Annotated in this window: 15 protein-coding genes; 4 read left to right on the forward strand and 11 right to left on the reverse strand. The window is 57.7% G+C overall.

The features are described 5' to 3' along the window. Window positions 1–42: 42 nt before the first annotated feature. Window positions 43–1,557, forward strand: coding sequence for an IS21-like element IS1491 family transposase (gene istA / locus DU29_RS0117715; RefSeq protein ID WP_019364253.1), 1,515 nt, complete (start codon window positions 43–45; stop codon window positions 1,555–1,557). 17 nt (window positions 1,558–1,574) lie between these two features. Next, a complete protein-coding gene (gene istB / locus DU29_RS0117720; protein WP_003290589.1) occupies window positions 1,575–2,330 on the forward strand; it encodes an IS21-like element ISPpu7 family helper ATPase IstB in 756 nt (251 codons plus the stop codon). Here the strand turns inward: istB and DU29_RS01000000130160 are convergent. Genes DU29_RS01000000130160 through DU29_RS0117745 form a run of 5 tightly spaced genes read right to left on the reverse strand, consistent with a single transcriptional unit; the run spans window position 2,263 to window position 7,816 of the window. After that, window positions 2,263–3,273, reverse strand: a complete 1,011-nt coding sequence (locus tag DU29_RS01000000130160) for an aminotransferase class V-fold PLP-dependent enzyme (RefSeq protein WP_050483128.1) — start codon at window positions 3,271–3,273, stop codon at window positions 2,263–2,265. The two genes, istB and DU29_RS01000000130160, sit on opposite strands and share 68 nt — an antisense overlap. A gap of 3 nt (window positions 3,274–3,276) precedes the next feature. Beyond that, window positions 3,277–4,485 (reverse strand): MFS transporter, encoded by a 1,209-nt coding sequence (locus DU29_RS0117730; protein WP_050483129.1) that lies wholly within the window; start codon window positions 4,483–4,485, stop codon window positions 3,277–3,279. Next, window positions 4,482–5,786 carry a hypothetical protein gene (locus DU29_RS0117735; RefSeq protein ID WP_028622877.1) on the reverse strand — a complete coding sequence of 435 codons (1,305 nt, stop codon included), beginning with the start codon at window positions 5,784–5,786 and terminating at the stop codon, window positions 4,482–4,484. Before DU29_RS0117735 ends, DU29_RS0117730 begins: the two co-directional genes overlap by 4 nt. Beyond that, a complete protein-coding gene (locus tag DU29_RS0117740; protein ID WP_028622878.1) occupies window positions 5,783–6,844 on the reverse strand; it encodes a threonine aldolase family protein in 1,062 nt (353 codons plus the stop codon). Before DU29_RS0117740 ends, DU29_RS0117735 begins: the two co-directional genes overlap by 4 nt. 9 nt (window positions 6,845–6,853) lie before the next feature. Then, window positions 6,854–7,816 (reverse strand): proline dehydrogenase family protein, encoded by a 963-nt coding sequence (locus tag DU29_RS0117745; protein WP_028622879.1) that lies wholly within the window; start codon window positions 7,814–7,816, stop codon window positions 6,854–6,856. Between the two features lie 418 nt (window positions 7,817–8,234). On the opposite strand from DU29_RS0117745, the gene DU29_RS0117750 reads away from it, so the two are divergent. Next, window positions 8,235–9,146 carry a LysR substrate-binding domain-containing protein gene (locus DU29_RS0117750; RefSeq protein WP_028622880.1) on the forward strand — a complete coding sequence of 304 codons (912 nt, stop codon included), beginning with the start codon at window positions 8,235–8,237 and terminating at the stop codon, window positions 9,144–9,146. 921 nt (window positions 9,147–10,067) lie between these two features. Here DU29_RS0117750 and DU29_RS0117755 read toward each other — a convergent pair. Genes DU29_RS0117755 through DU29_RS0117770 form a run of 4 tightly spaced genes read right to left on the reverse strand, consistent with a single transcriptional unit; the run spans window position 10,068 to window position 14,458 of the window. Continuing rightward, window positions 10,068–11,231: a DUF4350 domain-containing protein gene (locus tag DU29_RS0117755; RefSeq protein WP_028622881.1), complete on the reverse strand. Its 1,164-nt coding sequence runs from the start codon at window positions 11,229–11,231 to the stop codon at window positions 10,068–10,070. Next, window positions 11,228–12,772 (reverse strand): DUF4129 domain-containing protein, encoded by a 1,545-nt coding sequence (locus tag DU29_RS0117760; RefSeq protein WP_028622882.1) that lies wholly within the window; start codon window positions 12,770–12,772, stop codon window positions 11,228–11,230. The genes DU29_RS0117755 and DU29_RS0117760 overlap by 4 nt, the downstream gene beginning before the upstream one ends. Beyond that, on the reverse strand, window positions 12,759–13,736 hold the full coding sequence (locus tag DU29_RS0117765) for a stage II sporulation protein M (RefSeq protein ID WP_028622883.1): 978 nt from the start codon (window positions 13,734–13,736) through the stop codon (window positions 12,759–12,761). The genes DU29_RS0117760 and DU29_RS0117765 overlap by 14 nt, the downstream gene beginning before the upstream one ends. Next, window positions 13,733–14,458 carry an RDD family protein gene (locus DU29_RS0117770; protein ID WP_028622884.1) on the reverse strand — a complete coding sequence of 242 codons (726 nt, stop codon included), beginning with the start codon at window positions 14,456–14,458 and terminating at the stop codon, window positions 13,733–13,735. The genes DU29_RS0117765 and DU29_RS0117770 overlap by 4 nt, the downstream gene beginning before the upstream one ends. 185 nt (window positions 14,459–14,643) lie before the next feature. Between DU29_RS0117770 and sbcB the strand changes: the two genes are divergently transcribed. Then, window positions 14,644–16,074, forward strand: a complete 1,431-nt coding sequence (sbcB, locus tag DU29_RS0117775) for an exodeoxyribonuclease I (RefSeq protein WP_028622885.1) — start codon at window positions 14,644–14,646, stop codon at window positions 16,072–16,074. Window positions 16,075–16,164: 90 nt separating this feature from the next. Here the strand turns inward: sbcB and mvaT are convergent, their stop codons facing one another. Continuing rightward, a complete protein-coding gene (gene mvaT, locus DU29_RS0117780) occupies window positions 16,165–16,542 on the reverse strand; it encodes a histone-like nucleoid-structuring protein MvaT (RefSeq protein ID WP_007945872.1) in 378 nt (125 codons plus the stop codon). Window positions 16,543–16,895: 353 nt separating this feature from the next. Beyond that, complete coding sequence (locus tag DU29_RS0117785; protein WP_010466230.1) at window positions 16,896–17,876, reverse strand: IS5-like element IS1384 family transposase; 981 nt, start codon at window positions 17,874–17,876, stop codon at window positions 16,896–16,898. Window positions 17,877–17,885: the final 9 nt, after the last annotated feature.

The following is a 17,885-nucleotide window of genomic DNA, read 5'->3' on the forward strand; positions in this document are numbered from 1 at the left end:
CCTCTTTTTCGAAGCAGAGAGGTCGTCGTGGAGCGTTTATCCATGCGTAAGATTCGCGAAGTACTACGTCTCAAGTTCGAGGTCGGACTATCAGCTCGCCAGATTGCGGTCAGCGTGCAGGTCGGTCGTGTCACCGTCGGCGACTACCTCAATCGTTTTGCCGCCAGTGGTCTCAGTTGGCCCTGTTCGTTGTCCGATGCCGAGTTGGAGCAGCAACTGTTCCCGCCGGCCCCGGCGGTTGCCAGCGAGAAGCGGCCTTTACCCGATTGGGCATGGGTGCATGCCGAACTGCGCCGCCCCGGGGTGACCCTGGCGCTGCTCTGGCAGGAGTACCGCCTGAGCCAGCCGCAGGGCTTTCAGTACAGCTGGTTCTGTGAGCACTACCGGGCCTGGCAGGGCAAGCTGGACGTGGTGATGCGTCAGGAGCACCGCGTCGGCGAGAAGCTGTTCGTCGACTATGCCGGCCAGACGGTGCCGGTTATCGACCGCCACAGCGGCGAGATCCGCCAGGCGCAGGTGTTCGTCGCGGTGCTCGGCGCGTCCAGCTACACCTTCGCCGAAGCCACCTGGTCGCAGCAGCTGCCGGACTGGCTAGGCTCGCATACCCGTTGCTTCGCCTTCCTCGGCGGCGTGCCGGAGATCGTGGTGCCGGACAACCTGCGCAGCGCGGTGAGCAAGGCCCATCGTTACGAGCCGGACATCAACCCCAGCTACCGCGACCTTGCCGAGCACTACGGAGTGGCGGTGGTGCCGGCGCGGGCACGCAAACCGCGCGACAAGGCCAAGGCCGAAGTCGGCGTGCAGGTGGTCGAGCGTTGGATCCTCGCGGCCCTGCGCAACCGTCAGTTCTTCTCCTTGGACGAACTCAACAGCGCCATCTCCGTGTTGCTGGAGCGGCTCAACCAACGCCCGTTCAAGAAGCTGCCGGGCTCGCGCCAGACGGCCTTCGACAGCCTGGATCGTCCGGCGCTGCGCCCCCTGCCGGAGCAACCCTACGTCTACGCCGAGTGGAAGAAAGCGCGGGTGCACATCGACTACCACGTCGAGGTCGATGGGCATTACTACTCGGTGCCGTATCAACTGGTGAAGAAGCAGCTGGAGGTGCGCCTGACGGCGCGCACCGTCGAGTGTTTCCACGCCAACCAGCGAGTGGCCAGCCACCTGCGCTCAATGCACAAGGGCCGGCACAGCACGCAGGCCGAGCACATGCCCAAGAGCCATCGCGAGCATGCCGAGTGGACGCCACAACGGCTGATCCGCTGGGCCGAGCAGACCGGGCCGAACACCGCCGGCGTGATCCGGCACATCCTCGAACGGCGCATCCATCCGCAGCAGGGCTACCGGGCCTGCCTGGGCATCCTGCGCCTGGGCAAAACCCACGGCGAAGTGCGCCTGGAGTTGGCCTGCCGTCGCGCCATCAGCCTCGGCACGTGCAGCTACAAGAGCCTCGAATCGATCCTGCGCCAGGGGCTGGAGAACCTGCCGCTGGCCCAGCAGCACCTGCCCCTGCTGCCGGACGACCACGCCAACCTGCGCGGCCCCGGCTACTACCACTGAACACAAGGAATCCCACCATGCTGCCCCATCCGACCCTGGACAAGCTGCAAACCCTGCGCCTGCACGGCATGCTCAAGGCGCTGAACGAACAACTGAAAACCCCGGACATCGACAGCCTGAGCTTCGAGGAACGCCTCGGCCTGCTGGTCGACCGCGAGCTGACTGAACGCGACGACAAGCGCCTGAGCAGCCGCCTGCGCCAGGCCCGGCTCAAGCACAACGCCTGCCTCGAAGACATCGACTACCGCAGCCCGCGCGGGCTGGATAAGGCGCTGATCCTGCAACTGAGCGGCGGCCAGTGGCTACGCGACGGCCTCAACCTGATCATCGGCGGCCCCACCGGTGTCGGTAAAACCTGGCTGGCCTGCGCCCTGGCCCACCAGGCCTGCCGAGAAGGCTACAGCGTGCGTTACCTGCGCTTGCCGCGTTTGCTGGAAGAACTGGGTCTGGCCCATGGCGACGGGCGCTTCGCCAAGCTGATGAGCAGCTACGCCAAGACCGACCTGCTGATCCTCGATGACTGGGGCTTGGCCCCGTTCACCGCCGAACAGCGGCGCGACATGCTGGAGCTACTGGACGACCGCTACGGCCAGCGCTCGACCATCGTTACCAGCCAGATGCCGGTGGACAACTGGCACGAACTGATCGGCGATCCGACCCTGGCCGACGCTATCCTCGACCGCCTGGTGCACAACGCTTACCGGATCAATCTGAAGGGTGAATCAATGCGCAAACGGACGCAGAAATTGACGACGCCAGCCAACCCGGACTAACAATGCCACCCCTGCGTCGCTGCGCTCCGACTGCCCGGCCGGATGGCCGTGGAACAGGTGGCCAGATGGCCCTGGAATGCCTGGCCAGATGAGAGCGGACTGGGTGGCCGGATGGCGTGGAATCCGCACCGTATGGCGTAGTTAGTCGCTCTTTGATGGCCTGATTCAGCCCTACCACTGCGGCATTGTTTCGTTCGGCGTACTCAAATCGCCGCGCGTCTTCAATGCCTGGAGTGATCCTTCCCGAACTATCGACACTGACCCTGCCCAGATCAGTGAAGCGTGGCTGCGCGACTGCCTGAAAACGCTCGGACAGGTAAGCAAAACCCGTCCCCCTTGGCCCGCACAGGAATTTCCTGCCAGCGGCGGTCAACACATCGCAGCCGACAGACTTTACGTCCACGGGGAGCATGCCGGTCGATTGACAGGCATCGATGAAGTATAGACAGGGGTAGTTGCGCAAAATGTTCCCAATCGCCTCGACATCATTCACGATTCCGCAGCAACTGGGCACCTGCACTACCGAGACCATCTTCACTTGGTCACTCATGTGCCGCGCCAGCCAATGCAGATCCAGCTCGCCATCGGGGTTTAACGGCATGACCTCGACCACAATCCCGTGTAGACGCTGCAATGTTGCGAGCGCAATAAGGTTGCCAGCATATTCGTACGGAGTTACCAGAACACGCGCCCCTTCAAACCAGCTCAAAGCGTCGAGCGCCGTCACCCAAGCTTTTGTGGCACCATCGAACAGCGCGATGTTAGCCGCTTCAGTCCCTAGCAACCGGGCGACATTGTCATAGACTTCACCCTCCAGAAGCGACTGGTGGCCAAGCTCGGCCTCATAGGCTCCCGACTCGTACTCCGCCTGTAGATAGTGCTGCATAACGCGCAGTGTCTCTGCGGATACAAGTCCCGACCCCGCAGTATTGAAATGAATCATTGATCAGCCTCTGCGCCGTGAGCCCATAAAGTAGAAACCACTCGCCATCACAATGCACAAAGACAAAATGTAGAACATGACGCCCGGTGCATATAAAGATAGTGCTATACCGCATAAGACCGGGCCCAGCGCTGCACCCAGGTTGGACAGGTTCTGCGCACCGTAATAAACGCCGCGCATATCCTCTGGTGCGATGTAATCGATGAAGAGGTATTCCGCCGGGATAATGATGATTTCACCAATGGTGAAAACGATCATCGCAACTATCCAGACCACGTGCACCTGCGCATAGCAAAAGCCCATGAGCCCAACCAGAAAGAAAGCCATTCCCAGCATCAACATGGGGAACAGATTGTTCTGGTTGATCCGGGAGCCAATCAGGTATTGGAGGCTGATGACCACGCAGGCGTTGGTAGTGACCAGGTAGTTAATAATCCGGTAGGTGTTTTCTGGGTCACTGGTCACGATCAGGTATTGCGACAGATACGCGGTGAACTGCCCAAACACGATCGCGCTGAGTATTCCGCCGATAGTGAAGCAGACCAATCGATAGTTACCCAGCATGTGAATCAGCACAGTGGCAAAACCCTTGTCCGAACGCTCAACGCAGGCCGAGTGGGTGATTTGTCCACCCAATACGGCATATAACGCGACAAAACCGGCCCCGATCAACGCCGCCGCTGCAAATGGCAGACCGGGGCTGATGTTCGCGAGCAGCATGCCTAGAAAAGGTCCGATGGCGTAACCGACATTGGTGAGTGTGTACTTCAAAGAGAACACGCTTCCACGCTTGTCCGGCGCTACCAATGAACCAATACCCGATTTCACGGCGATATCGATCACCGCATAGGCAAGGTTCACCACCACGATGGCGACAATAAACAGCACCAGGCTGTTTACTTCAAAGGCCAGTGTGAAGGCTAGTGCGAACACGATAGCGGCGCCGAGCATGACGCGGTAATTGGAGAACTTGTCCACCAGAAACCCGCCATACACGCCCAGTACCGAACTGACGATCAGTGCCCCGCCCACAGCGAGACCAATATCGGCAACGCCCAGACCAAAAGTCTGAGAGAGGTACACGACCAGATAGGGCAACGCCAACGCACGTGCAATGGTCAGGATGAAAGTGGCCAGCAGCAATAGCACCACTGGCCTCTCGTAGACCTTGGAAACGGCCTGAAACTCCAGTCTGCCCGAGACGTCTTTCATGCCAGCATTTCCTGGTAGATAGAGGGCTCATGCTCGCGTAGCAGCTCGATGCTGCGCTGAATGGCTGCACGGTCGCTGCTCAGAATGAACACATGTCCCGGGCAATTTTCCAGTGAGACGGTTGCCTTTAGGACGCCTGCATCCTGGACTTTGATGCTGTGTACCCCGGGAATCGCCTTCCAGCGCGAGAGGTCCGGCGCGCGTTTGATCGGCCCGGCCTGGCGGGCGATCAGGAACACGCAACTGGAATGAAAATAAAGCTTGGTTCTTGGCCGCTGCCGATATTCGAGAAACGCGTCCGGATTGATCAGCGAGTCAATCCACAGACTCAACTGGTTGTGCCCCAAGGCGCGGGTATAAGCGGACAGATCGATGCCCCCCGGCATGCGGGCTGCTGTTTCCAGCAGCACGGGTTGATCATCGACGATCATCAGCTCGCTATGGCCTACGCCTTGGCGGATGCCCAATGCATCGAGCACCGAGAATATGTAGGTCGACAGACGACTGTAGACATCGGCATTGCCTACCGGGCACATCAACTGGTTGTAGTCATGCACAGGCGATGCACCGATACGGGTGCGGTAAACGCGGATGATTTCGCTGACATAGTGCAGGCCATCGACACTCACAGTGTTGACACAGTATTCGATGTCGACATCCCTGGACTTGCTCAGCAACAGTTCGGACTTGAAGTCGGAATTATCCAGATACTGCTGGACCAGAATCTCTTCGTTGCTTTCCAGAAATATATTCCGGCTGGTTTTTATCACCTGGAAAGCCTGTTCGATTTCAGTATCCTGGGTGCAAATATGAATATTATCGGAGCCCGCACTCTTAATCGGTTTAAGTACGACCGGCAAAATCCCGTTCTCCTTGACCCACTCCAGGATTTTCGGCAATGAATCCGACTTGAAATGTCTGATCGAGCGCACGCCGGCCTGAGACAAGGCCTCGTGCATCTCAAATTTGTTGCGCCAGCGGATTGCGTGATTCGCATCATTGTGCCGGGCAACGTCGAACTGTGCCGCCAGATGCGCTGCCAGTTCGACCCCGAATTCGCACCCGGCCAGCACGAACTGGACGTGATATTCAGAGAGCGCCAAGCGTAATTCGGCATCAGATGTGTAGAGAATGTCTCTGATGAAATCGCCGGCGCGCAGCCAGGTTTCGTAGAACTCATTAACGTGATCGGTCGAACGCACATGCACACATTCAAACCCCCGCGAGATGAAAGCAGGTGCTATCAGGCTTCCGATGGAGTAAGCATCAACGATTACAACGATGTTTTTCTTGTAAATCATTTGATGGCTTCCCGAGCTGGCGTGTGTTCACGGACAGCAGCCTTGATGATCTCTGCAGCCTTTTGAATATCCGTGCGGGTAATGTTGATGTGCGGCATGAAGCGCATCTCCCTGGCGTTGTAAGGCAAACCTGCAACACCTTGCTGGCTCAAATAACTACCGAACTGCAACGGAGACATTCCTAACGAGGAAATATCCAAGGTCACCATGTTGGTGCCCTTGTAATGGGCAGGCGCGTCATCCAGTTCACCCAAGAGACGGTGCAGCAACGCTGCATGTTCGTGGTCCTCGGCGAGCCGTTCGACATGATGTTGCATGGCGTACAGCCCGGCCGCCGCCATCATGCCGCCCTGGTGCAAATCGCCTCCGAACCATTTGCGGTATTTCTTGGCGCGCTGTATCAGCTCTGTGGAGCCGACCATGATCGAACCGACCGGCGCCCCAAGTCCCTTGGACAGGCACATGGCCATGAGGTCGGCGTTTTCAGTGTAAGAGGTCACGTCGATGCTGGAGGCGATCGACGCGTGAAGAATTCGCGCGCCGTCCAGGTAGCGGTAGGCGCCGATACTTTTGGCGTAACCGAAAACATCGTTCATTTGTTGTAGCGGAAATATCGCGCCGCCTTTGCATCCAAGCGTATTTTCAACCACCACCACACGCGGCATCGCATAATTTTGATTCCAGCGGCACTTGGAGGCATAGAGCTTTTCCAGGTCGCTGACATCGAACAAGCCGCTGTCATGCCTGGACAGCGAAAAGTTAACGCCCGAAAAAGCGGAAGTCGCCGCCGCCTCATAAAAGTTGATGTGATAGGAGGCGTCGAGAAAAATCTCGTCACCCGGGTTAGTGAGTGACTTCATCGCTAACTGGTTACTCAACGTGCCGCCGGTGGTGAAGAGCGCCGCTTCCTTCTGGAAATAATCGGCACAATATTCTTCAAGCGCACGAACCACCGGGTCTTCCCCAAAGCAGTCATCGCCCACCTCTGCCTGATAAATCGCCTTGCGCATACCTTCCGTGGGTTTGGTGACCGTATCGCTTCTGAGATCGATAAACATAAATCCTCCTTAATAACCTGCGCCGAACGTGATGCGGGACGGATCGTAAAAATCGGCCAAAGCCTCAATGACATTGTCGGGCGACTCCGCCAGACGATGCAGGAAGTGCAGGTACCAACTGTCACCGTAAACCGCAGCAATTCGACAGGCCAGCCCCGCATCCTTGGCCTGACGCAATGTTTCAGGTTGCACGCCATGGAGCATTTCCAGTTCCTGGATACCCGGAAAATAGTTGTGTTCGAAGATCCGTTTGATCAAGGCCGGGTCCTGCGTCGCGCAACTGACTGGAACTTTGGCGGCCAGCACATCTTCGAGTAAGTGCAGGTAGCGTTCATCCAGCTCGGGCCCGCGGGGCAGAGCCACCTCGCGAACTTCGTTGTAAACGCCTTTGACCAGCCTGATCTTGCGCCCATAGCCAATGATTCTGGGCAGGTCGTTGACCGTTCTGTGCAAGTGCGCCTGAATCGTGATACCGACGTTGAGATAAGCCGGGGCCAACTCGGCGTAAACTTCCAGAATCGAGTCGACGGCCGATGAGTGCTCCATGCTGATCATTATCGGAATGTCGTGTTTTGCCGCAGCAGACAACAAGGTGGCCGCATTTTGGTAAGCCATTTCCTGGGAGATGAGCAATCCCACTGCACTTAAATCAAACCCCAGCTGTGGTTTTAACCCGGCTTCTGCAAATGTCTGGATAGAGGCAAGATACTCATTGACGAAATCCTGTACGACACGGGGATCGTGGTTTTCCTCCCCCACGTATTCAACACCCAACAGGTAGCCTTTACCCGATAGCAGGTGCAACTTTTCACTCAGCTCACGTCTGTCCGAGGCGATGATGTAGCGATGGGCAGCACGCTCGAATAACTTGAAGAACAACGAGTCTTTGGTGAACGCGTCCCGGCACTCCTGATTCAGCGCCAGTTTTTTCAGACCTGCGGTTGCAAGTGCATACACATCCATTGAAGGCATTTATCTCTCCTTGTAAATACGTTCGTCAGGCACTGCCTGCCGACGAGTCTAGTTAGCGCGAGCGCCGGTTCGACAGGCACAAAAAACCATCGCAAACCCTTAGCGGTTTCCAATTGTTGTGAATCAGTCGGTTAGAACAGTGGGGCCGCGTGACCCTGACCCACACGCGCCAGCGGAGCCACGGGTACAGAGACCGATACAGAGGTTGACTGGGGTGACTATCCGCATAAGCGGGGCCGGCCGGATAGTTTTTTAATTCGTTCAGCATCCTTGCCTCATCGATCAGGAGTCCTTTCCAAGACGTGTTCATAGCGCTTCGCAGACAGATGTCCAGGTCTCAGCTTACTGTGGAACAGAGATCTGATTTATGATGATTTTTACCAAGTTTCCGGAACTGAATTCATGAATCAGGATGACTATGTTTCCCTCTGAACGCTTGAAAGGTATCGATGTGTTTGTCTGCGTTTCGGAATGTGGCAGCTTCAAATCCGCCGCTGAAAAAATGAATCTGACCGGCTCTGCTATCAGCAAAAGCATCGCCCGGCTGGAGAGCAGGTTGGGAACCCGGCTGTTCCGTCGGACGACTCGACGCTTGTCGTTAACCGATGCGGGGATGTCTTTTTTCCGGACGTGCACCGGTGTGCTTGCAGACCTGGAACATGCCGAACTGTCGCTGCGAGCGGAAACTATCGAGCCGCGCGGGACCGTGCGCATCGACCTTCCGGGTACCTACGGCCGAGCGCGAGTGCTGCCGGTCATCCTGCAGTTTTTGCAGGATCATCCGCTGCTGATACCCCACATTTCATTCTCGGACGGGATGGGCGATCCCTTTGCAGAAGGTGTTGACGTGGTAGTCCGCATCGGAGGCGCGGATAGCTGGCCTGACTCAGTGGAGCATCGTCAGCTGGCCCGCGAGTGGCATATCTGCTGTGCGTCACCGGCGTATCTGGCCAGCCATGGCACGCCGCTGACCGAGGACGATCTGGCGCACCACCGATGTGTCGCGTATGGCTGGCTGGATGGAAATGTCGCGCCGTGGAAGTTCGCGGGCGATGAGGCGGGCTCAACGAAACGACACCAGCTCGCCCCTCGGCTCGTGGTGGGGAATGGAGAAGGTCTGGTCACCGCGGTCGCGGCCGGTTGCGGCATCGCGCAGTTGCCGTCATGGCTGATCAAGCAGCAGCTGGAAGACGGTACGTTGGTGAGAGTGCTTCCCCAATTGGCAACCGAAGGTATGGCGATCAATCTGGCCTGGATCAAAAGTCGTCGAGCGCTGCCCAAAGTGAAAGCGTTGCTGGAAGTGCTGGCGGCGAACCTGACGTCTTCGTAGCGGCGCTAGGATTGCAAATTGACTGTGCAGCAGAAGTGCGCGAAAAGGCGGAACGCAACACTCCATGGAGTTCCAAAGCAGGATGGAGAACCCAGGGCAGGGTTGCCCAGCGATGACTAAATCCTCAGTAGCCCAAAACGAGCTCCATCGCCACCTCCTGCAGTGACCAGAAAATCATTCGTTTATTTGCATTATCAGTGAGGGCCATTCAGTCGCCCCCAAGCCTCGAGCGTAGAGCCAGCCGGGTCACTGATCGGCGCATTACTATTAAGTAGTACCTTGGCGGAGGAAAATGCGATATCGCTGCACTGTAGATCACCAAAATTAGACCGGAACTGACCTGGCCTCGGGTAATCTCACGAGAAAAATAAGAAAGTAAGGTGGTTACGCAGCGAGAATGCGCGACTGAGATGGAGCGCTACATCACAAAAAGTGCTCGGCTACTTCCCGAAGGAACCAGATTCGCAAAATGCTTTTTCCCACGCAGTGAGCTGCGGCTATATGGCCCTTACGGATCAGCTTCTGGCTGGTTGCTCAAGGGAGGGGCAAGTGGATCCCGGATAGTTAAGCTAGTTAGTGGCAGCAGATACGGACTCAGCCTGTTTCGCGCCGCGATCATCAGCCAGGTTCGCTTGGAGCTAATAGAGCCGAGGAGTAGGCAGTGACGCAAGAATCAAGTGGCGGGGGATGCAACTCTCAATTGGACCCCAATGCAGAATTGGGAACCCGGGAGAGGGTACCCCCGCGATCTTCAAGTCCTAGCTCATACAAACACCGGCTGCCATGCCCCGCAAAGATGGCCCTCAATTCGTTTGTTCGTTCAGGCAGTTTTAGAACTATTGCATCGAACTTAAGCACTACGACTCTGTAAGAGGGGAGTTTCTAACTATTGTGGACATCTAACGGTTGTCAGGTGCCAGATCATAAGGCATTCCTCAGGGTTTGCAGGTGGGCAACCTGACGGCTGAATTCAACGCTTGAAAGGCGTTGCTTCGGTCGCGGGCTCATGGCCTGGCTGATAGCGCGTGTGGGTTGACCGGTCAGGCGCGCGAGCACCAGCCATTGTTCGGCGACGCCGAGCTGGTCATAACCGGGATGTCGGTGCCGGACGCGACGCAGGATGTCCTGTTGCAGGCTTTGCAAAAGACTCTCCTGACCGCTGTGGCGCAGCATGAAATCAGCGCTCGCGCGCAAGTGCTCCTGAAGTTGTCGGCGCGCTTTCGGTGCCGGTTCAATCAATGGCCCGTGACGCACACCGAAATGCCAGCAGGCCAGGCCGATAAGGGCGATCAGCGCAACCAGCGCTTGCGGGAAATAACGCAGCAGCAAGGTCAGCAGACTGTCGTGCTCCGTGTTGAACAACAGCGTCACGTGGGTATCAGCGGTGAGGTACCAGAGCAGCCAGGCGTTGTCATATTGGTCGACGGCCGGGGTTTTCCACAGCTCGGCGTCGGTGACAACAATGATCGAACCGAGGCCGTGAGCGAGCTGCATCATGTGCGTGCCCTTGCCGCTGTTGGCCCAGGCCTGAGCGAGGTTCTTCGGGTCGTCGAGATGGAACGCAGTATCGAAACCGGCGTAAGCCGGGGCGTCCTCATCCTCGAGATAAAGCTTGGTCAATTTCGGCAGTGCCTCGCCGCTGGTGTCAGGCGGCGGGTCCTTGAGGTCTTTGCTCAATGACTGCTGCAGCTGCACCCTGTCGAGTAACAGGTCATCGCTCTGACCGAGCTTTTCGTCCCACAACGCTTCGGCGACAAACAACAGACGGCCGCCGGCGCGGGTCCAGTTCAACACCTGATCGACCTGACGCGGCGACATGCTGGAGCGTTCGCCGAGCAACAACAAACTGTTCTGATGGGGTTCCAGCATCGGCAGCACATCCAGGCTGTTGGCATGGCTGACGATGAGGCCCTGTTTGCGCAGGAAATGCTCGGCGGCCAGATAGGGATTGACCTGAGCTTCGGGCGCCGGTCCATGATCGATTTCTGCCTGATAGGGCGTCGCCTTCAGGTACAGCCAAATGCTCAATACGCAGCACAGCGCGCCTGCAATCAGCGCGACGGTCAGCCACAAACGCCGGCTCAAGCCGTGCCTCCCGGGCCGAACAAGGTGCGCCAGCCATCACACAATTCATCTTGCACAGGCTCGGGCGGCAGTCGATGCCCGTACGCCATGTTCTGCCAATGGGTCGTCAGGGTCTGGCTGAACGCCAGCAAGGCGGGGTGTCGCAGTTGCTCGATACGCCGCAGCACCTCGCTCTCGGTGTCGGCCGCGCTCAATGGCATGTGGTGATCGTGCAGCAAGTGGCTGAGCAGTGCGCGGTAAAGCAAACCGAGTGCCTCACGCGGGTGGCTTTGCCAGAGCTTTTCTGCACTGCTGGCGATGTCGGCGGGCAGGGTCTCGCGGTTGAGGTCCAGGCCGAATGCTTGCTGCAGCGCTGCCCGGGCCGGTCTGGTTTTTTCCAGTGGGCGCTGGGTGACGAATGCCTGCAGCCATTTCCGGTAGCGCCAGATCAACAAGCCGATTCCCGCAATTAACACCGTCCACAACGCCACTTCAATCAGCGTCGCCACAGCGCCGAAGCGTTGGCCGTCGAGCAAGCCGAACAACGTCTTCAGCCATTGCGGCACCTTGCCTTTGTCCGATGAATCGGCAGCGGATTGATCCTCGCCAAAGCGGTACTGCGTGACCGTTTCCTTGTTTTTGAACGGCGGCTGTTCGAGGATCGCCTTGATGCTGTCCCGTGAAGCCTGACTGGTCAAAGGTTGAGACAGAAGCCGTGCGGATTCTGGCGTCGCGACGGGCTCAGCGGCCCACGAATTTTGATTGAACGGCAACAGTGCACAGGTTCCCAGCAGCAGAATCAGCGCCGCGCCACTCAGGCGCTGGCGCAGGCGGCGGAACACCAACTCGATATCCCAGGCTTCGAGCACTGTGCGCCGGTTCAGATAAAGACTGAAACCGCAGGCGACGTAGACGGGTTCCCACACCACCAAAACCAGCAGGTAGAACACATTCGTCAGGTGTTCCAGCCAGCGCCAGTCCTGGCTCGCGATCGAGAGTAAACGTTGCCAGCTCCAGTCGAGTTCGATCTGCTGAGGCAGCAACAGGTAAAACAGCAGCATCAGGCCGATCCACAGCGCGCTTTCCAGATGCACGCCGATGATCGTCAGCCAGCGCGCGGCCCCCGCGTCTCGCTGCAATAATGCCTGCAGTCGCTGTTGTCGTTCGTTGCCGCTCAGCCCTTCAAGTTGCACCACGGGCAACGAGAAACTGCGTGTCAGGCTCAAGCGCCGCCAGGTCAGGCTCGCGAGTAATTGCGGCTTGAGCAGGCGCGGCCACTGGCGCAGTGCCTGGCGCAACGTCGGCGTTTCACCGAACATCGCCAAAGAAAGAATGTACAGCGGCAACCGTTCGAATGCCGGCTTGAGCCACCAGAAGATGAACACCGCGAGCGACGGTGAATCCCAGAAAATCAGGGTGAGCAGGGCGAACACCGGCACGGTGACGATGGCCCAACTGGTCATAAGCAAGCGTCGATGGCGCTGGCTCAACAGCACGCCCAGGTCCATGGCTTCCCAGGTCGGGCGAGGGCGGATGACCATTGTTGCGTCACTCAGGCGCATGGCGTGTCCGTCCGGCAAACAGCAGATACATCGCGACCAGTATCCAGAGCAGCGCGCCGACCAGGTATTTGGTGAGGGGCGGGGGTTCAGTCATGGACGACCAGTAGGCCTCTATAAAAGCTGCAATCAACAAAAACAGCATGACCCCGCAAATCAGCAGGACACTTTTGCGCGCCGCCAGTCGCAACGCTTCAGCCCGCGGCAATCGGCCCGGCGCGATCAGAGCCCAGCCCAGTTGCAGGCCGGCCGCACCGGCGAGGGCAATCGCGCTGAGTTCGAACGCACCGTGCCCGATCACGAATGACCAGAACGTCTGGCCATAGCCGATTTGCGTCAGATGCCCGGCCACGGCGCCGATCATCAAACCGTTGTAAAGCAGGAAGAAGACACTGCCCAGGCCAAACAGCAGGCCGCTGGCGAAGGTCTGAAACGCGATGCCGATGTTGTTCATAATGTAGAACCCGAACATCACCCAGTCTTCACTGGCCGCCCGTTCGGCTGAGCGTCCCAGGTGCCCGCCGTTGGGGTCGTACATGCTTTGCATCTGGCTGACCTGTTCGGCGGGGATCAGGTTGTAGACCAGGTCCGGAAACAGGAACACCAGGAGGGCGAAGCCGATCAGACTGCCGAAAAACAACAGGCTGGCCGCCAGTACAAAGCGCCATTGCTGACGGACCAGTCGCGGAAAATCGGCGAGGATGAATGCCACGACATTGGCACCCAGGCGGCTACGCTGCCGGTACAGTTGCTGATGCCCGCGCAGCACCTGTTGCTGCAATGAGTCGATGAGGAAACTGCTGTAACCGCGTTCCCGAGCCAGGGCGAGGTGCTGACAGAGCCTTCGGTAATCTTTTGCAAAACTGGCGAGGCGCGAGGTGTCCTTGTTTCGCTCCAGCCTGTCGAGCATCAGGGAAAACCGTTCCCACTCAGCGTTGTGACGACTTTCAAAAAGGCTTTGCTTCATGCGCTGCCCAACAGGCCACGAGCGATGCCGTTGAGTTCCGCTACGGCGCGCGGAGCTGCAACCTGCATGGGGTTGGCGAGGATCGTCGCCAGTTCACTGACCCGTGCTGCGGTCAGTTCGCCTTGGCGTTCTGCGAAGTTAAGGATGGCGCGCTGTTCGTTCAGCGTCAGCGCGACTGCCGCGCGCCTTGGCTCGGCGTCGGGCAGCTGCGGGCGGGTCACCGGGCGGTCGCGGTAGATCACCAGCGTACCGGCGGCGAGATCGCCGAGGCGCTTGAAGCTGGCGTGGTTCAGGCAGCTGATAGCGCCGAGGAAGTAGCCGAACGGCAACAAATCGACAAATCGCAGCAGGTTGCGCACCAGCGATGCTGACCAGCCGATCGGTGTACCGTCATCCTGTACCACCCGCAGGCCCATCCACAACTTGCCGGGCGAGCGGCCCTGATTCAGCACTTCAAACAGCACCATGTACCACCAGCTGACCACGAACAACAAAATCGAGCCAAGCCCGGCGCCGAGCTTGCCGAGGAATGCCAGGACAACAAAGAGCACGCCGAGAATCAGCCCGCGCAGGCCAAGGTCGATGGAAAACGCCAGTGCGCGCACCATCAACCCCGCCGGGCGCAATGGCAAGTCGATGCCTTCCGGCGTTTCAACCTGATACCGCGTATCCAGTGGCGGGGGCTGCGTCGCTTTCCCTGGCCGTGCTGTGGAATCGAGCATGGGCAACCTGATGTTGGGGCCTGAACGGAGATACTCTGTGCGCCCGATGCTAGCAGTCTCTCGGGGGGAAACGACATAACTATGTATTGCATGGTGCGTTGCGAGAAGTGATTGAATGACGAGAGGCTGGTCGCGACAGGACATGACCGCCTAGACTTCGCCCATCTTCAGTTCAGGAATAGCCCGTGACCTCGATCTTCTGGTACGACTATGAAACCACGGGTATCAATCCCCGCTGCGATCGCCCGCTGCAGGTCGCGGGGATTCGCACCGATTTCGATCTCAATGAAATAGACGAACCGGTCAATCTCTATTGCCAGCCCAGTGAAGACATCCTGCCGCATCCGGCGGCCTGTGCGATCACCGGCATTACCCCGGCACGTCTTGCCGAACAGGGTTTGAGTGAAGCGGATTTCATGACGCGGGTGCATGCGCAACTCGCCGCTCCGGGGACCTGTGGCGCCGGTTACAACACCTTGCGTTTCGACGATGAAATGACCCGCTACAGCTTGTATCGAAATTTTTTCGATCCTTACGCTCGCGAGTGGCAGGGTGGCAACAGCCGTTGGGATCTGATTGATGTGGTGCGTGCCGCTTATGCCCTGCGCCCCGACGGCATTGTCTGGCCGAGGGACGAAGAGGGCCGCGTCACGCTGAAACTCGAACGCCTGACAGCCGCCAACGGTATCGATCACGGCAATGCTCACGAAGCACTGTCCGACGTTCGCGCGACCATCGCCCTCGCTCGGTTGATCCGGGAAAAACAGCCGAAGCTGTATGACTGGTTGTTCCAGTTGCGCAGTAAACCGAAGGTGATGGATCAGATTCGACTGCTGCAGCCGATGGTGCACATTTCCGGGCGTTTTTCGGCGGCTCGCAGTTATGTCGGTGTGGTGCTGCCGTTGGCGTGGCACCCGCGCAACAAGAACGCCTTGATTGTCTGTGACCTGCATCTGGATCCTCAGGGACTGCTGGATCTTGATGCAGAGACGTTGCGCCAGCGCTTATATACCCGCCGCGACGATCTTGCAGAGGGCGAGTTGCCGGTGCCGCTCAAACTGATCCACATCAATAAGTGCCCGGTTGTTGCACCAATGTCTGTGCTGCGTCCCGCCGATCAACAACGGCTCGGGCTGGATATGGCGCTTAAACATGAGCGAGCACTGCGACTAAGTGACGCACAGGAGATCTGGCGGGATAAAGTGCAGGCGATTTATGCCAGCGAGGAATTTCCTCAGAACGATGATCCTGAACAACAGTTATACGACGGTTTTATCGGCGACCGCGATAGACGTTTATGTGAGCAAGTCAGGTCCGCCGAGCCTGCACAAATAGCACAAGAGCACTGGCCGTTCGATGATGAACGTTTGCCTGAACTATTGTTTCGATATCGCGCCCGCAACTTCCCTGACACGTTGAATTGCGAAGAGCAGGAACGTTGGCGATTGTTCTGTCAGCAGCGTCTGTCTGATCCGCAGTGGGGCGCACCCAATACGCTGAAATCTTTCATAGAGGCGGCTGCACAACTGGACATTACTGCTACGCCTTTTCAGAAGGAGGTTCTGAGTGAATGGCATAATTATGTCGAAGCATTGCGCAAACGTTTGAGTCTTTGAATCCTCGAACCTGTCACGGCAGGTCTAACACTCAGGCATAAAAAAACGCCAGCATTTGCTGGCGTTCCTTTTTGGTGCGTCTTCTGCGGCTTAGCCCAGCAGAGTCGCCCAGCCTTCAACCACGTCACCGCCCCACTTGGCTTTCCACTCTTTCAGAGTCTTGTGGTTGCCACCTTTGGTTTCGATGACTTCGCCGTTATGCGGGTTTTTGTATTGTTTAACTTTGCGCGCACGCTTGGTGCCGGTAGTTTTTACCGCGCCACCGCGTGGAGCCTTGCTTTTGGATTCCGGATCCAGCAGCGCAATGATGTCACGCAGGGACTTGGAGTATTCGCCCATCAAGGTGCGCAGTTTGCCTTCAAATTCCAGCTCGGTTTGCAGTTTGTCGTCCTGGGAAAGATTCTTCAAACGGGCTTGCAGCTCTTTGATAGCTTCTTCGGTGGCGCGATATTCGTTGATCAAGGACATTGGGACTACCTTATGTTGGACGCTGGATGGCAGGTTACAGTGCGGCAATAATAGTCAGGCTGTTTCATCAAGTAAACATTTAACACGTGTTTATTTAATTTGTTGGCAATGAACTGGCGACAAATTGCAGGCGCAGTTAAATAGTGTGATCCGGTCAACACAGATCTTCACAATTGGGTACTTGTAGATCTGCATCAAAAACACCTTTGGATGGTCTGAAGTAGCCATGTATTTCCCCGGCATACCACCTAGCGCAACTTTTAAACTCGCCAAATGATCAAAAAACAATCAATTCGACGAGTATTTCTTACGTTTTCGCCACCCGGACCCCACTCCGGTGGCCATTTCCCGCATTACAGGCGCACCTCTCCTGCATTCGTCAGTAAATGTCGGCGCGCCATCCACAGGTTCGACAGAGCGAACAGTGTCACCAGTTGCGCCGTGTTTTTGGCCAAGCCGCGAAAGCGCACCTTGGTGTAACCGAACTGGCGCTTGATTACCCGGAACGGATGCTCGACCTTGGCGCGCACCTGAGCCTTGGCCTTTTCAATCTTGCGCTTGGCTTTGTACAGCACGCTGCGCTTATCGAGTTTTTTGTAGGTGCTGCGGCGTGCCGCCACCTGCCAGATAACTTCACGTCCTTCATGCTCGGGCCGCTTTTCGACACCGGTGTAGCCTGCATCGGCGCAGACCACGTTTTCGTCGCCATGCAGCAATTTGTCCACCTGGGTGACATCCGCCACATTGGCCGCCGTGCCCACTACGCTGTGCACCAGACCCGATTCGTCATCGGCGCCGATGTGGGCCTTCATGCCAAAATAATACTGGTTTCCCTTCTTGGTCTGGTGCATTTCCGGGTCGCGCTTGCCGTCCTTGTTCTTGGTCGAACTGGGCGCATTGATCAGCGTTGCATCGACGATGGTGCCCTGGCGCAGCGACAGGCCGCGGTCGCCCAGATAGCCATTGATGACAGCGAGGATGCCGGCCGCCAGCTCGTGTTTCTCCAGCAAGCGGCGGAAGTTGAGAATGGTGGTTTCGTCGGGGATGCGCTCCAGGTTCAGCCCGGCAAACTGGCGCAGGATCGTGGTTTCGTACAGCGCTTCCTCCATCGCTGGATCGCTGTAGCCGAACCAGTTCTGCAGCAGATGCACACGCAGCATCGCCATCAACGGGTAGGCCGGACGGCCACCTTCACCTTTCGGATAATGTGGCTCGATCAAAGCAATCAAGCCCTTCCACGGCACCACCCGATCCATCTCGATCAGGAACAACTCCTTGCGGGTTTGCTTGCGCTTGCCAGCGTACTCGGCGTCGGCGAAGGTCATCTGCTTCATCGGGAAACT

The organism is Pseudomonas sp. Ant30-3, assembly GCF_000690905.1.
In the GTDB taxonomy this organism is placed as follows: domain Bacteria; phylum Pseudomonadota; class Gammaproteobacteria; order Pseudomonadales; family Pseudomonadaceae; genus Aquipseudomonas.